This window comes from Streptomyces sp. NPDC055955 (assembly GCF_042270245.1).
Lineage (GTDB): Bacteria > Actinomycetota > Actinomycetes > Streptomycetales > Streptomycetaceae > Streptomyces.
On the sequence record NZ_JBHJYS010000009.1, the window covers coordinates 256,430 to 271,863 of the forward strand.

The following is a 15,434-nucleotide window of genomic DNA, read 5'->3' on the forward strand; positions in this document are numbered from 1 at the left end:
ACTGTTCCCATGACGCCCACGACGGAGACGACGGTCGGCATCGGCGGCGCCGCCGAGACCACCGACATGGTGCTCAACATCGGCCCGCAGCACCCGTCCACGCACGGGGTGCTGCGCCTGCGCCTCGTCCTCGACGGCGAGCGCATCCAGCAGGCCGAGCCGGTCATCGGCTATATGCACCGCGGCGCGGAGAAGCTCTTCGAGGCCCGCGACTACCGGCAGATCGTGATGCTGGCCAACCGCCACGACTGGCTCTCCGCCTTCTCGAGCGAACTCGGGGTCGTCCTCGCCGTCGAGCGGATGCTCGGCATGGAGGTCCCTGAGCGCGCGGTGTGGCTGCGCACCCTGCTCGCGGAGCTGAACCGGGTCCTCAACCACCTGATGTTCCTTGGTTCGTACCCGCTCGAACTGGGCGGAATCACCCCGGTGTTCTATGCCTTCCGGGAGCGCGAGGAACTCCAGAACGTCATGGAGGAGATGTCCGGCGGCCGCATGCACTACATGTTCAACCGCGTCGGCGGCCTCAAGGAGGACGTGCCGGCCGGCTGGACGACCCGCGCGCGCGAGGCGGTCGCCTCGGTGCGCTCGCGCATGGGCGTGTACGACGACCTGGTCCTCGGCAACGAGATCTTCCGCGGTCGCACCCGCGACGTGGGCGTGCTGTCCGCAGAGGCGGTGCACTCCTACGGGGTGAGCGGTCCGATCGCCCGGGCTTCCGGCGTCGACTTCGACCTGCGCCGAGACGAGCCGTACCTCGCGTACGGGGAGCTCCAGGACACCCTGAAGGTCGTCACGCGGCGCGAGGGCGACTGCCTGGCCCGCTTCGAGGTCCTCCTGGAGCAGACCCACAACGCCCTGGACCTCGCCGACGCCTGCCTGGACCGGCTCGCCGAGCTGCCGCCCGGCCCCGTCAACCAGCGCCTGCCGAAGGTCCTCAAGGCTCCCGAGGGCCACACGTACGCGTGGACCGAGAACCCGCTCGGCATCAACGGCTACTACCTGGTCAGCAAGGGCGAGAAGACGCCGTACCGGCTCAAGCTGCGGTCCGCCTCGTACAACAACATCCAGGCGCTCGCCGAGCTGCTGCCCGGCACGCTCGTCTCGGACATGGTGGCGATCCTCGGGTCACTGTTCTTCGTCGTCGGAGACATCGACAAGTAGCAGGTCCCGTACGCGTACGCCCACGGGCTGCACCAGCCAGCCGAAGTCGCCGAGCCCGCCCGCAGCGGTCAGCTCGGCGGCCTCGCCCGCCCCGGACAGGGCCCGCACGTAGGCCGCCGGATCGTCGGCGGCGAGCGACAGCGGCGGACGGCCGCCGCTCACCCCGAGGGCGTGCAGCGCCGCGCGCTGCGTGAGGAGCAGGGCGCCCGGGAGCGCGCACGCGTCGAGCGCCACATGGGCCGTGATGTCGCACGAGCCGTCCGGCACGGGCGGGGTCTCACGGCCCTCACGAAAGCCCGTCAGCGTTCCGAAGGGAGGCCGGGCGTCCCGGGAGTGCGCGTAGTCGACGGCGACCGCCGCACCGCGCTCCAGCGTCCCCGCGGCCGAGGCCCAGGCGGCGTCCCTGGGGAGGCCGATCTCCGCGCGAAGCCCCGGTTCACCGGCGAGCGGCCACCACCGGGAGAGCCATTCCGCTTCCGGCCCGTCCACCACGGGCTCCCCGAGCGCCTCGGTCCCGTCCTGCCGCACGAGGACGTGGCGCGGCACTGCGGAGGTGTCGGCCTCGACGACGTCCAGGGGGACGTTGTCGAGCCACTCGTTCGCGAAGAGGAGTCCGGTGACCCCCTTCGGGGGGTGTGCGCACCACTCGATGCGCGGACCGAGACCGGCGGGACGCTCCGCCCGTTCCACCGCGTACGCGCGCGTGCGGGACGCCACCTCGGCGGGCAGCGCCTCCAGGACGCCCGTCACCAGCTCGCCGCGGCCCGCGCCCATGTCGACGAAGGCGAGTTCCGGCGGGCCCCCGAGTGCTTCGTCCACCCGGCACAGAAGCCGCGCGACGGCCCCGGCGAACAGCGGCGACGCATGCACCGACGTGCGGAAATGCCCCGCGGGACCCTCGGGCCTGCGATAGAAGCCGCGCGGCCCGTACAGCGCCTCCTCCGTCGCCTCACGCCACCCACGCCCCGCACCCCACCGCTCGTTCGTCACAGAGAAAGGCTAGGGGCTCTCGTGTGGATCAGGTCGGCTCGCGGGGTCCGGTACGCGTTCCCCGAGCACTCGTCCGCCCTCGAGCGGAGCACCCCCTCGCGTCGGCTCCTCCTCCGCCTTGTGGCTGCCGGCACCGGAGCCCGCTCCCTGATCCGGCCCCAGCCGAACGAGAGGCTCTAGGTGCGCAGAAGGGGGCGGTCTCCACCTTGGGGAGTACGCCGGCGGTACTCGGATCGATCCTCCGGTTGACCTCCGCGCACCGCACGCGTCTTTACGCTGGGTTACGTGCAGCGCCTCTACGACTTCTTCCGCCGACACCCGACGTGGGTCGACAGCTTCTGGGCCGTCGTCCTCCTCGGGGTCTCCGGCATGAGTCTGATCGCGGGGCAGGAGAACATGCAGGGCGACGCCCGCCTCCTCGGAGTCCCCGTCGTCCTGGCGCTGAGCCTGGCCGTCGCCCTGCGCAGGCGCGTTCCCGAGCGGATGCTGATCCTCATCGCCGTCGTGGGCGTCTTCCAGCTCGTCGCGGACGTCCGCGTGCAGCCGGCCGACTTCGCCATGCTGGTGATCATCTACACCGTGGCGGCGGACAGTCCGCGCTGGGCGTCGAGATTCGCGCTCATCGGCGGCCTGTGCGCGGCGCCGGTCTCGCAGTTGCGCTGGCCGATGCACGAGACGAGCAGCGCGGGCAACGTGCTGATCACGGTCTTCCAGATGGTGCCGTTCGCCCTGGCCTGGGTGCTCGGCGACTCCGTCCGCACGCGCCGCGCCTACCTGGCGCAGCTGGAGGAGCGCGCCGCGCGTCTGGAGAAGGAGCGCGAGGCCCAGTCGAAGGTCGCCGTCGCCGCCGAGCGGGCCCGGATCGCGCGCGAGCTGCACGACGTCGTCGCCCACAACGTGTCGGTGATGGTGGTGCAGGCGGACGGTGCCGCGTACGTCATGGACACGGCTCCCGAGCAGGCGAGGAAGGCCCTGGAGACGATCTCCGGGACCGGCCGGCAGGCGCTCGCCGAGATGCGGCGCCTGCTCGGAGTGCTGCGCACCGGTGAGCACGAGGAGAGCGGCGAGTACGTGCCGCAGCCCGACGTCGAGCAGCTCGACGAGCTGATCGAGCAGGTGCGCACCGCGGGCCTGCCCGTCGACTTCAAGGTCGAGGGCACCCCGCGCCCGCTGCCGAGCGGCGTCGAGCTGACCGCGTACCGCATCGTGCAGGAGGCGCTCACCAACACCCGTAAGCACGGCGGCGCGAACGCGGGCGCGAGTGTCCGGCTCGTCTACTTCGACGACGGCCTCGGCCTGCTCGTCGAGGACGACGGCAAGGGCGCCCCGCACGAGCTGTACGAGGACGGGGGCGCCGACGGCCGTGGCCACGGACTCATCGGCATGCGGGAGCGCGTCGGTATGGTCGGCGGGACGCTCGACGCGGGACCGCGCCCCGGCGGCGGATTCCGGATCAGCGCGCTGCTGCCGCTCAAGCCCGCCCACTGACGCCGTACACGCACTGCCCCCGACCCCGTACACGTACCGAAAGGGACCCCCTTCATGGCGATCCGCGTGATGCTCGTCGACGACCAGGTGCTGCTGCGCACCGGCTTCCGGATGGTGCTCGACGCCCAGCCGGACATGGAGGTCGTCGCCGAGGCGGGCGACGGGGTCGAGGCGCTGGAGGTGCTGCGCGGCACGGCGGTCGACGTGGTCCTGATGGACGTCCGCATGCCGAAGCTGGACGGGGTCGAGACGACGCGGCGGATCTGCCGGGAGGAGAACCCGCCGAAGGTGCTCATCCTGACGACGTTCGACCTCGACGAGTACGCCTTCTCGGGGCTGAAGGCCGGGGCGTCGGGGTTCATGCTCAAGGACGTGCCGCCCGGTGAGCTGCTCGGCGCGATCCGGGCCGTGCACAGCGGCGACGCGGTGGTCGCGCCGTCGACGACGCGGCGGCTGCTCGACCGCTTCGCGCCGCTGCTGCCCAGCTCCGGGAAGGAGCCGCAGCTCGCCGAGCTCGGCCGGCTCACCGAGCGCGAGCGCGAGGTCATGATCCTCGTCGCGCAGGGACTGTCGAACGGCGAGATCGCCGCCCGGCTGGTCCTGTCGGAGGCGACCGTGAAGACGCACGTGGGCCGCATCCTCACCAAGCTGAACCTGCGCGACCGCGTCCAGGTCGTCGTACTCGCCTACGAGACGGGGCTCGTACGGGCCGGCGGCGGAGCTGCCTGACCTTCCCGGGCGGTCAGCGCAGTACGCCCTCGATGAAGTCGCTGCCCAGACGGGCGACGGCCGTCAGGTCGATCTGGTGCTGGACGTAGCGGCCCCGGCGGCGCGTGGTGATCAGGCCCGCCTTCTTGAGCACGGTCAGGTGACGGGATATCTCCGGTGCCGTCATCCCGTGCGCGTCGGAGAGCTCGCTCGTCGTGTACGCGCCGCGTGCGAGGTGGCGGCACAGGCGCATGCGTACGGGGTGCGCGAGGGCCGTCATCCGGCGCGTGAGCTGCTCGACGGTCGCCGGTGTGGTGAGGCCGGGTGAGCCGACGGGATACGTGATCGCCGGCTGCCATCCGAAGCGGTGCAGCACCATGAGGTGCGGCCAGCCGAGGCTGGTCGGCACGAGGACGAGGCCGCCGTCCTCCGTGGTCGTGCGGCCCACGGTGATCTTGTCGACGGTGATCAGGTTCGCCGTCTCGTCGAGCGTGACGACCGACGACACCGCCGTCAGCGCCTCGGCCAGGCCCTTGCGCCTCAGGAGCTCGGTCTTGTGCCGGGCGTCGGCCGCGAGCTGGTGGTGGACGCGGGCCCAGATGTCCGCGAAGAACGCCTCCTCGCAGTCCTCCACGAGCCGGCGGAACCAGGCGCGCACGGCGGGCGGGTCGTCCAGGAGCCGCTGCGTGAACTGGACCTGGGGCAGCCCGCGTGTGGCCGCGAGGTCCAGGGCGCGGCGGTGCATGTCCGGGTCGTCCAACGGGTTGGCCTCGCGCAGCGCGTAGCTGTTCTGGCAGGTGAACTCGAGTGCCGCGTCCACGAACTGACGATCGGTCAGTTTGTCGAGCAGGTCGAGCTCCTCGGCGAGGGTGGCGCCGGGCAGGGCGGCCCGGCCCGGGATCCCGGCGAACGGCGCGAACACGTCCGAGAACGTCGCCCGCCACAGGAAGTCCGCCTCGCAGAGCCGGTCCGCGAGGCACGGGTCGAGGCGCGCGGACACCGCGGTCGTCCAGCCCTGGAGCCCCGGGTGGTGCGCGGGCTCGGCCAGCGCGTGCAGCGCCATGCCCAGCTCGGCCAGGGGTGAGGGCGCGACGCTGATCCGCTCCGGGGCCAGTCCGCTGATGTCGATGCTCACGCTCATGACCCCATGGTGCACGCAGGGTCGGACAGTCGAGTTCTCGATTGACGGCTCCCGTCAATCGACGTGACCGGGCGGGGCCGCCGGGCGGAGTCTCTTTCAGGTCGGACCGAAGCGGCAAAGAGCTGAAAAAGGCAATGAATGCCAAAGAGTGTCAATAAAGCTCCGGAAAGCAAATAAAGCTCTCCTGACAGCCGCATTCCTGGTCATGACGTGACAATGAGAAGACCAGTGAGGGGTACGTCATGAGCATCAATCAGCAGTACGCACTGGATGTCTACCGCGCCTCCCTGCACGGGGAGCCCGCTCCGCCGGCGCCGGGCCTCCATGACTGGACCACCATTCGCGAGCTGCGCGACCACCGCCGCTTCAGCGCGGTCGTCGCCGGCCGCCCGGCGCACGGCCGGATCCGGGCCGCTCTGTCCCGCCTGATCCACCCGCACCGCGGCGCGGCGGGCTGCTGACCCGCCCGCCGCTGACGGACGCCGGCCAGGCCCCGCCCGGTCAGGCGTTCGATGCGGCGGTCTCCGGGGGGATCAGTGCCACGAAGTCCGCGACGGCCGCGCGGACGTCGTCGGCGGTCCACTCGAGCCCGCGCTCGGAGACCGTGACCTCGGTGACCGAAAGCCCTGGAGGGCCCTGCTCCCACCAGCGCCGGAACAGCGACGTCCGGGTCTGCTCGGCCTGCAGCACCGATGCCTCGTCCAGCCGTTTCGAGGCGTACGGCAGCCAGACCTGGAACTCGTGTGTGTGCGGCACCTCGGGGTGCACCCGCACCCACGGCACCCCGGCCTCGGCGAAGCCTTCGCGCAAAGCCTCGGCGACCACACGCGCGTGGGCCACGTACTCGGGCACACGCGGCAGCTCCCGCTCCAGGCCGACCAGGGCCGAGAGCACCGCGGGGAACTGCTGGAAGAGCTGGCCGCCGTAGCGGTGGCGCCAGGTCTTCGCCTCCTCGACGAACGACCGCGGCCCGGCGAGCGCCGCCCCGCTGAGGCCGCCGAGGGTCTTGTAGAACGACACGTACACGCTGTCGGCGAGGTCGGCGATCTCGGCCAGGGAGCGCCCGAAGTGGGTGGTGCACTCCCACAGGCGCGCGCCGTCGAAGTGCACGACGGCGTCCCGCTCCCTGGCCGCCTCGGTGACGGCGACCAGCTCGTCCCAGGTGGGCAGTACGTATCCGGCGTCCCGGAGCGGCAGTTCGAGCATCAGCGCGCCGAACGGCTCGGCGAACTCGCGCACCTCGTCGGCGTCGGGCAGCCGCGGCTCGGTCGTCGGGTGGACGGTGCGCAGGCCGCTCAGCGCGCCGAAGGCGCCGCGCTCGTGCCGCTCCGGGTGTGCCATCGGGTGCAGGGCGACCGTCGGGTTCCCCGTACGGCCCGCCCAGCAGCGAAGGGCGACCTGCTGCGCCATCGTGCCGGTGGGGAAGTAGGCGGCCGCCTCGGTACCGAGGAGCCCCGCCACGCGCTCCTCCAGGTCGGCGACGATGCCGTCGCCGTACAGGTCGCCGGCCAGGTCCGGGTCGGCGACCGACCACGCGGCCTCCGTGAGGGCCGTCAGACGCTCACCGATGGTGGCGTCGAGGCCGCGCGCGCCCAGGATCCGCTCGGCGCCCCGCACGGCCGCGGCGCGGCGCACCCGCGCCTTCGCCTCGTCGTGCGCCGCGGGGTTCTCCCGCTCTTCGCTTTCCGTCATCCGCCGATGATGTCGTACGCGCGTGCGGTTGCCCACAGCCTGTGGACGGGCCGGAGCTCGTGGGGCAGATCGCGTTAACATGACGAGAAATCGTCCGGTACCCCGAGCGGACTGGAACGGAAGGCCGTCGTCCTGTGAACGCACCTCCTCGACCCGAACCCACCGACCCGAGGGACCGCCCCGCCCGGCTCACCGTCGGCGTGGTCGGCGCGGGCCGTGTCGGCCCCGCCCTCGCGGCCTCCCTGGCCCTCGCGGGGCACCGACCGGTCGCCGTCTCCGCGGTCTCCGAGGCATCCGTGCGCCGGGCCGGCCTCATGCTGCCCGACGTTCCCGTCGTGACGCCCGCCGAGGTCCTCGCGCGCGCCGAACTCGTGCTCCTCACGGTGCCCGACGACGCGCTGCCCGGCCTCGTGGAAGGGCTCGTCGAGACCGGTTCCGTACGCCCGGGACAGCTGATCGTGCACACCTCGGGGCGCTACGGCACGAAGGTGCTCGATCCCGCGCTGCGGGCCGGCGCCCTGCCGCTCGCGCTGCACCCCGCCATGACGTTCACCGGCACCCCCGTGGACGTACAGCGGCTGGCCGGCTGCGCCTTCGGCGTGACCGCGCCCGAGGAGCTGCGGCTCGCCGCGGAGGCGCTCGTCATCGAGATGGGCGGCGAGCCCGAGTGGATCCGCGAGGAGGCGCGCCCGCTGTACCACGCGGCGCTCGCCCTCGGCGCGAACCACCTGGTCACGCTGGTCGCCGAGTCCATGGAACTGCTCCGGACCGCGGGCGTCGAAGCCCCCGACCGGATGCTCGGCCCGCTGCTCGGCGCGGCCCTCGACAACGCCCTCAGGTCCGGTGACGCGGCGCTCACCGGGCCCGTCGCGCGCGGGGACGCGGGCACGGTCGCCGCCCATGTCACCGAGCTGCGCAAGCACGCGCCCGAGACCGTCGCCGGGTATCTGGCGATGGCCCGCGCCACCGCCGACCGTGCCCTCGCGCACGGCCTGCTCAAGCCCGAACTCGCCGAGGACCTGCTGGGGGTCCTGGCCGACGGCGCCGAGGGAGACAAGCGATGACCACAGTGCTGCACACCGCCGATGAACTGCGCGCGCGCAAGCGTGCGGGCCGGCGCGCCGTCGTCATGACGATGGGCGCCCTGCACGACGGCCACGCCGAACTGATCCGCACGGCCCGCTCGATCGCCGGTGCCGACGGCGAAGTGGTGGCGACCGTCTTCGTGAACCCGCTCCAGTTCGGCGCGGGCGAGGACCTCGACCGCTATCCGCGCACCCTCGACTCCGACGTCAAGATCGCCGAGCAGGCGGGCGCCGACGTCGTGTTCGCGCCCTCCGCCGACGAGGTCTACCCCGGCGGCGAGCCCCAGGTCCGCGTCGCCGCGGGCCCCATGGGCGAGCGTCTCGAAGGCGCCTCGCGACCCGGCCACTTCGACGGCATGCTCACCGTCGTCGCCAAGCTGCTGCACCTGACCGCGGCCGACATCGCGCTGTTCGGGCAGAAGGACGCCCAGCAGCTCGCCCTGGTCCGCCGCATGGTGCGCGACCTGAACTTCCCCGTGGAGATCGTCGGCGTACCCACCGTGCGCGAGGACGACGGCCTGGCCCTCTCCAGCCGCAACCGCTACCTCTCCCCCGAAGAGCGGCGCACCGCCCTCGCCCTGTCCCAGGCACTCTTCGCCGGCCGCGACCGGCACGCCGCCCAGGAGGCCCTGCGCGCGCGTGCCCACGAGGCGCCCTCCACGCACGCGCGTGCCGATGCCCTGAACGCGATCGGCGAGGCCCGTGCCGCGGCCGACGCGCACGCCGTCGCGAAGGCGTCGCCCGGCGGCCCCGAAGCCGTCCGCGCCGCGGCCCGCCAGGTTCTCGACGAGGCCGCCCGCGTCCGGCCGCCGCTCACGCTGGACTACCTCGCCCTCGTGGACCCGGCCGACTTCACCGACGTGAAGCGCGGCCACACCGGAGAAGCCGTGCTCGCCGTCGCCGCCAGGGTCGGCACGACGCGGCTGATCGACAACATCCCCCTGACCTTCGGAGCTCCCGTATGAGTGCCACAGGGACCACAGCCACCGGTACGGCGACCGGCATACGCCTGCACGCGCCCGCGCCCGGCTGGTCCGTCACCGCCGACGTCGTGATCGTCGGCTCCGGTGTCGCCGGACTCACCGCGGCCCTGCGCTGCCAGGCGGCCGGACTGCGGACCGTCGTCGTCACCAAGGCCCGCCTCGACGACGGCTCCACGCGCTGGGCACAGGGCGGCGTCGCCGCGGCGCTCGGCGAGGGCGATACCCCCGAGCAGCATCTCGACGACACGCTCGTCGCGGGCGCGGGCCTGTGCGACGAGGAAGCGGTCCGCACCCTCGTGACGGAGGGCCCCGACGCCGTACGGCGGCTCATCGAGACCGGCGCCCACTTCGACGAGTCGGTCGACGGCGCCCTCGCGCTCACCCGGGAGGGAGGCCACCACCGCCGCCGCATCGCGCACGCGGGCGGCGACGCCACCGGCGCCGAGATCTCCCGCGCCCTCGTCGAGGCGGTACGCGCGCGTGGCATCAGGACCGTCGAGAACGCCCTGGTCCTCGATCTCCTCACGGACGCCGACGGGCGCACGGCGGGCGTGTCCCTGCACGTCATGGGGGAGGGTCAGCACGACGGCGTCGGCGCCGCGCTCGCCCCCGCCGTGGTCCTCGCGACCGGCGGCATGGGCCAGGTCTTCTCCGCCACGACCAACCCGCACGTCTCCACCGGCGACGGCGTCGCGCTCGCCCTGCGCGCGGGCGCGGAGGTCTCCGACCTGGAGTTCGTGCAGTTCCACCCGACGGTGCTCTTCCTCGGCGCGGACGCGGAGGGCCAGCAGCCGCTGGTCTCCGAGGCCGTACGCGGCGAGGGCGCGCACCTCGTCGACGCCGACGGGGTCCGCTTCATGCTCGGCCAGCACGAACTGGCCGAGCTCGCGCCCCGCGACATCGTCGCGAAGGGCATCACGCGCCGCATGCAGGAGCTGGGCGCCGAGCACATGTACCTGGACGCCCGGCACTTCGGCGCCGAGATGTGGGAGACCCGCTTCCCCACGATTCTCGCCGCCTGCCGCGCCCACGGCATCGACCCGGTCACCGAGCCCATCCCCGTGGCGCCCGCCGCGCACTACGCCTCCGGAGGCGTCCGCACGGACCTCCAGGGCCGCACGACGGTCCCCGGCCTGTACGCGTGCGGAGAGGTCGCCTGCACCGGTGTCCACGGCGCGAACCGCCTCGCCTCCAACTCCCTCCTGGAAGGCCTGGTCTACGCCGAGCGCATCGCGGACGACATCGCCGCGAGCCACCGGGAGAACGGTCTCCACGCGCGCGTACCCGCGCCCGTCCCGCACCCGGAGACCCCGACCCACGCCCTGATGCCGCCCGAGGCGCGGTTCGCCGTCCAGCGCGTCATGACGCGGGGCGCCGGCGTGCTGCGCTCCGCGGACTCCCTCGCCGAGGCCGCCGCGGGACTCGGCCGCATCCACGCCGAAGCGGCGGGCGCCCTCGCGGAGAACGGCAAGACCTCGGAGCCCGGAGTCGACACCTGGGAGGCCACCAACCTCCTGTGCGTCGCCCGCGTCCTCGTCGCCGCGGCGCGCCGCCGCGAGGAGACCCGCGGCTGCCACTGGCGCGAGGACCACGCCGACCGCGACGACGCGGCATGGCGCCGCCACATCGTCGTACGGCTGAATCCCGACCGGACGCTGGCCGTGCACACCACGCCCACCGCAGAATTCCCCCCGACCCGCCCCGAGTGCCGTACAAACCAGCAGGAGCAGTGAGAGACGTGAGTACCCCCGACCTCCCCCTCGCCGAGAGCGGCGGCTGCGGCGACGGCTGCGGCTGCGGCGGAGCCGACGCCGACATGATGGAGTGCGGTCTCGACCCCGCCCTCGCCCAGCTCCTGGCCGACGCGGGGCTCGACCCCGTGGAGGTCGAGGACATCGCGCACATGGCCATCGCCGAGGACCTGGACGGCGGCGTGGACGTCACCACGGTCGCCACCATCCCCGAGGACGCCGTCGCCACCGCCGACTTCACCGCCCGCGAGGACGGCGTCGTGGCGGGCCTGCGCGTCGCCGAGGCCGTTCTCTCCGTGGTCTGCACGGACGAGTTCGAGGTCGAGCGGCACGCGGAGGACGGCGACCGGATCACCGCCGGGCAGAAGCTCCTCAGCGTCACCACCCGTACCCGCGACCTGCTGACCGCGGAGCGCAGCGCCCTCAACATCCTGTGCCGCCTGTCCGGCATCGCGTCCGCCACGCGCGCGTGGGCGGACGCGCTGGAGGGGACCACGGCAAAGGTCCGCGACACCCGCAAGACGACGCCGGGCCTTCGCTCCCTGGAGAAGTTCGCCGTCCGCATGGGCGGCGGCGTCAACCACCGCATGTCGCTCTCCGACGCGGCCCTGGTCAAGGACAACCACGTCGTCGCGGCCGGCGGCGTCGCACAGGCCTTCAAGGCCGTACGGGAGTCCTTCCCCGGCCTCGCCGTCGAGGTCGAGGTCGACACCCTGGACCAGCTGCGCGAGGTCGTCGAGGCGGGCGCCGACCTGATCCTCCTGGACAACTTCACGCCGGCCCGGACCCAGGAGGCCGTCGCGATCGTGGGCGGCCGCGCCCTCCTGGAGTCCTCCGGCCGGCTGACCCTGGCGAACGCGCGCGAGTACGCCGCGACGGGCGTCGACTTCCTCGCGGTGGGCGCCCTGACCCACTCGTCGCCGATCCTGGACATCGGCCTCGACCTGCGCGCGGCGGAGTAGTCGCCATGCTGCTCACCATCGACGTAGGCAACACGCACACCGTCCTCGGCCTGTTCGACGGGGAGGAGATCGTCGAGCACTGGCGCATCTCCACCGACGCCCGCCGTACCGCCGACGAACTCGCCGTGCTCCTCCAGGGCCTGATGGGCATGCACCCCCTGCTGGGCGACGAACTCGGCGACGGCATCGACGGCATCGCGATCTGCTCCACCGTCCCCTCGGTCCTGCACGAGCTGCGCGAGGTCACCCGGCGCTACTACGGAGACGTGCCCGCCGTCCTCGTGGAGCCCGGCATCAAGACCGGCGTCCCGATCCTCATGGACAACCCCAAGGAGGTCGGCGCCGACCGCATCATCAACGCGGTGGCGGCGGTCGAGCTCTACGGGGGGCCCGCCATCGTCGTCGACTTCGGCACGGCGACCACCTTCGACGCGGTCTCCGCGCGCGGGGAGTACGCCGGCGGCGTCATCGCCCCCGGCATCGAGATCTCCGTGGAGGCCCTGGGCGTCAGGGGCGCCCAGCTCCGCAAGATCGAGATCGCCCGCCCGCGCAGCGTCATCGGCAAGAACACCGTCGAGGCCATGCAGTCCGGCATCCTGTACGGCTTCGCGGGCCAGGTCGACGGCGTCGTGACCCGCATGGCGCGCGAACTCGCCGACGACCCGGACGACGTGACCGTCATCGCCACGGGAGGCCTGGCACCCATGGTGCTCGGCGAGGCCGCGGTGATCGACGAGCACGAGCCGTGGCTGACGCTGATCGGCCTGCGCCTGGTCTATGAGCGGAACGTCTCCCGCTCCTGACGCGGAACGCTCCTGACGCTGTTTCGGCAGTACGCCCTTTCGGTGACCGGAATTCTCGGTGGCCGGGCCTTTCGGCGGCATGCCTTTTCGGCGGCGTTTCAACTGCCCCTTCGCGCACGGACTTTCGACAAGGCGTGCGCGAAGGGTGCAACCGTTCGTACGCTTCGCTCGTCTCCGCAGAGACGGGGCACGAGTCGGCATGCGAGGGACGTGGGGCGAAATGTGGCGTAAGGGCAGACAGTTGGCGGCTGCGACGGCGGCGATCGCGCTGACCGGGGTCGGTCTCACGAGCGCCACGGCCCGGGCCGCCGACGGCCCCACGCCCCCCACCCAGTCCTACGCGGTCATCACGGCGCCCGCGCAGATAGCCGTCCCGGCGGCGGGTACGGCCATCGCGCCCGACGCGGGCTACAGCTTCGCCGACGACGGCGTGGACGGCCTCCCGCTGCCGGAGAACGCCAAGTTCGTGATCGACGCGAGCGGCCTCGAGGGCATCGCCACGATCAAGGCGAAGAACGCCCAGTGCACGACGGACGGCGCGATCGTCACCTGCCTGGACAACGGCAATCTGCACGGCCCGTTCGAGCCCTTCACGATCAGCGCGGTCGCCGGCGCGAAGCCCGGCGACACCGGGACGCTGCGCTACGAGGTCACGGCGGACAAGGCGACCCCCGACACCGAGACCTCCAAGGTCGTCATCGGCTCCCCGAAGATCCAGGTCGCCGCACTGCCCGCCAGGTCCGGCCTGAAGCCCGGCCAGTCCGTCGACTACCCCGTGGTCCTGCGCAACACCGGCGACCTGCCCACCGAACAGATCACGGTCCGTCTCACCGGCAGCCCGGGTGTCACGTTCGCCGGGAAGCACAGCAACTGCCTCTACCTTCCGGGCGACTTCGGCAGGGACGACGCCGACGTGACCTGCGTCTTCAAGACGGCGATCGCCCCGGGCGACACGGTTGGACTCTCCGACCCGCTCGAAGGGTCCCTCGGCAAGGACGCCCTCCACACCTGGACCGACATCACCGCCGAGGCCCTCCCGGCCTCCTCCGGTACGGACACCGGCGGCACCCCCGGCAAGGGCGCAGCGCTCACCCTGACCCCCGCCACGGGCACGGACTTCGCCGACAGCCAGCGGGTGACGTACACCGCCGACAACGCCGCCGACTTCCTCGCGGTCGGCGCCGTCCTCGAGCCCGGCAAGAAGGGCTCCACCCACCCGCTCGCCTTCGGCCTGCGCAACGCGGGCCCCGCCGTGGTCGCCCAGCCCGACGGCAAGCCCGTGGCCTACGCCGAGGTGACGCTCCCCGAGGGCGTCGTCGCCAAGAGCGTGCGCGTCGAAGAGGAGCCCGACGACCAGGCGAGCGGCGACTGCTTCACGTACACCGGCGGCAAGACCTCGCCCTTCGAGCCGGGCCACCGCCGCTACCTCTGCCCGGACACCGTCTCCGAGGAGAGCGGCGACGGCCAGATGTACCGCTTCCAGGTCGGCTACGAGAAGGATCTCGCCGCCGGCTCCGCCCGCGGCACGGTCACCGTGCGTCCCGGCGACGGGATCGTCCTGAACGACCCGGACGAGTCGAACGACGAGGCGGCGATCACCGTCGGCGACGCGTCCGCCTCCCCGTCGCCGTCCCCGTCGGCCTCGGGCGGCACCGCGACCCCCTCGCCCTCCGCTTCCGCCACGGCCTCCGTGACGTCGGGCGGCTCGGGGACGTCGGGCACGTCCGGGTCGATGGCGGCGACCGGCGCGGGGTTCCTGCCGTGGCTGGCCGCGGCGGCCGCCGCGGCGCTCGGCGTGGGCGCCATCGTGTTCGCCATGTCGCGCCGCCGGGCGGAGTGACCCGGGCGGCTGACCCGGGGGCGGGTGACCCGGGCCGGCTGCCCCCGGGGACAGGTGACCCGGGGCGAGTGACTCCGGGCGGAGCGGCCGCAGTGGCCGGCCCCGGGTGGTCTGCCCGACGGCGAGCCACGCCGCAAATTGGCCGTTAAGCGGATTTTGTCCGTTGTGCTCGTATCGTCGGCCCATGCCCACGCCCTACGGAAACCGCGGCGGCATGGCGTTCGGCGCTGAAGAGCTGCGTGTGCTCCGACGCGCCCTCGCCCTTGCCCTTCACCCGAGTCCTGTCTCCGCCGAGGACATCCAGGACTGCCTCCGGCTCGCCGAATCGGTCGACGAGGCAGTCGACGAAGGCGCCCGTATCCGCGCCTTCCTGCTGGCCGACCTCGCCCGCTACCGGGCCGCCCTGCCCGGCACCGCCACCGGCTATCTGGAACTGCTCGACGAGGCGCTCGCGGCGGGCCACCGGCCCGGCGTCGACGACCTCGCCGCCCTGCGCGCCCTGCGCGCCAACCCCTGCGCCTCCGTCCTCCTCGAACGCTGCCGCACGCTCGCCGAGCGCGACGTGCGGGCCAGACTCGAGGGCCGGACACCGGCGCACGCGGAGACGCGAGTCGCACAGCCCCGCGTCCCGGCCTCCCGCACCCGGCTGCTCGCCCTGCCCGGGGGCCTCGCCGCCACCGGGAAGCCGGCATCCGCCCCCCGGCCCCCGGCGAACCCCCCGGCCCCGCCGCGCCCCATGCCCACCCCGGCCGAGGTCTTCCCGCCCAAGCGCCGTCCCGCGCCCCCCGCGGCCCCGCCGCAGGAGCTCGCCGTCGGATAGCTACTCTGGG

Annotated in this window: 14 protein-coding genes; 11 read left to right on the forward strand and 3 right to left on the reverse strand. The window is 73.0% G+C overall.

Going from position 1 to position 15,434, the window contains the following annotated elements; all coding sequences use genetic code 11:
- Positions 1-9 precede the first annotated feature (9 nt).
- Positions 10-1,161 carry an NADH-quinone oxidoreductase subunit D gene (locus tag ACFC96_RS20560; protein WP_376255927.1) on the forward strand — a complete coding sequence of 384 codons (1,152 nt, stop codon included), beginning with the start codon at positions 10-12 and terminating at the stop codon, positions 1,159-1,161.
- On the opposite strand, the gene ACFC96_RS20565 is transcribed toward ACFC96_RS20560, so the two are convergent.
- Entirely contained in the window at positions 1,126-2,151 is a 1,026-nt protein-coding gene (locus ACFC96_RS20565) for an SAM-dependent methyltransferase (protein WP_376255929.1), read from the reverse strand. The genes ACFC96_RS20560 and ACFC96_RS20565 overlap by 36 nt on opposite strands.
- Positions 2,152-2,436: 285 nt before the next feature.
- On the opposite strand from ACFC96_RS20565, the gene ACFC96_RS20570 reads away from it, so the two are divergent.
- Complete coding sequence (locus ACFC96_RS20570; RefSeq protein ID WP_376255930.1) at positions 2,437-3,639, forward strand: sensor histidine kinase; 1,203 nt, start codon at positions 2,437-2,439, stop codon at positions 3,637-3,639.
- Positions 3,640-3,693: 54 nt separating this feature from the next.
- Positions 3,694-4,368, forward strand: a complete 675-nt coding sequence (locus ACFC96_RS20575; protein ID WP_376255932.1) for a response regulator — start codon at positions 3,694-3,696, stop codon at positions 4,366-4,368.
- A gap of 13 nt (positions 4,369-4,381) precedes the next feature.
- Here ACFC96_RS20575 and ACFC96_RS20580 read toward each other — a convergent pair whose 3' ends face one another.
- The gene (locus tag ACFC96_RS20580; protein ID WP_376613484.1) at positions 4,382-5,488 is read right to left on the reverse strand and encodes a DUF5937 family protein; all 1,107 of its coding nucleotides are present in this window, start codon (positions 5,486-5,488) and stop codon (positions 4,382-4,384) included.
- Positions 5,489-5,730: 242 nt separating this feature from the next.
- Here ACFC96_RS20580 and ACFC96_RS20585 point away from each other — a divergent pair, with 242 nt between their 5' ends.
- Positions 5,731-5,949 carry a hypothetical protein gene (locus tag ACFC96_RS20585; protein ID WP_376613486.1) on the forward strand — a complete coding sequence of 73 codons (219 nt, stop codon included), beginning with the start codon at positions 5,731-5,733 and terminating at the stop codon, positions 5,947-5,949.
- Between the two features lie 40 nt (positions 5,950-5,989).
- Here the strand turns inward: ACFC96_RS20585 and ACFC96_RS20590 are convergent, their stop codons facing one another.
- Positions 5,990-7,180, reverse strand: coding sequence for a threonine aldolase family protein (locus ACFC96_RS20590; protein WP_376613488.1), 1,191 nt, complete (start codon positions 7,178-7,180; stop codon positions 5,990-5,992).
- Between the two features lie 134 nt (positions 7,181-7,314).
- Between ACFC96_RS20590 and ACFC96_RS20595 the strand changes: the two genes are divergently transcribed.
- From ACFC96_RS20595 to ACFC96_RS20625, 7 genes are all read left to right on the forward strand, one after another.
- Positions 7,315-8,244: a Rossmann-like and DUF2520 domain-containing protein gene (locus tag ACFC96_RS20595; RefSeq protein ID WP_376255938.1), complete on the forward strand. Its 930-nt coding sequence runs from the start codon at positions 7,315-7,317 to the stop codon at positions 8,242-8,244.
- Positions 8,241-9,230: a pantoate--beta-alanine ligase gene (panC, locus tag ACFC96_RS20600; protein ID WP_376255940.1), complete on the forward strand. Its 990-nt coding sequence runs from the start codon at positions 8,241-8,243 to the stop codon at positions 9,228-9,230. The genes ACFC96_RS20595 and panC overlap by 4 nt, the downstream gene beginning before the upstream one ends.
- Entirely contained in the window at positions 9,227-10,981 is a 1,755-nt protein-coding gene (locus tag ACFC96_RS20605; protein WP_376255942.1) for an L-aspartate oxidase, read from the forward strand. Before panC ends, ACFC96_RS20605 begins: the two co-directional genes overlap by 4 nt.
- 5 nt (positions 10,982-10,986) lie before the next feature.
- Positions 10,987-11,961, forward strand: a complete 975-nt coding sequence (gene nadC / locus ACFC96_RS20610; protein WP_376255944.1) for a carboxylating nicotinate-nucleotide diphosphorylase — start codon at positions 10,987-10,989, stop codon at positions 11,959-11,961.
- Positions 11,962-11,966: 5 nt separating this feature from the next.
- Positions 11,967-12,764, forward strand: coding sequence for a type III pantothenate kinase (locus tag ACFC96_RS20615; protein ID WP_100597731.1), 798 nt, complete (start codon positions 11,967-11,969; stop codon positions 12,762-12,764).
- 241 nt (positions 12,765-13,005) lie between these two features.
- Positions 13,006-14,604 carry a hypothetical protein gene (locus ACFC96_RS20620; protein ID WP_376613490.1) on the forward strand — a complete coding sequence of 533 codons (1,599 nt, stop codon included), beginning with the start codon at positions 13,006-13,008 and terminating at the stop codon, positions 14,602-14,604.
- A gap of 184 nt (positions 14,605-14,788) precedes the next feature.
- Positions 14,789-15,424, forward strand: coding sequence for a hypothetical protein (locus tag ACFC96_RS20625; protein WP_376255947.1), 636 nt, complete (start codon positions 14,789-14,791; stop codon positions 15,422-15,424).
- The last annotated feature ends 10 nt before the right edge of the window (positions 15,425-15,434 follow it).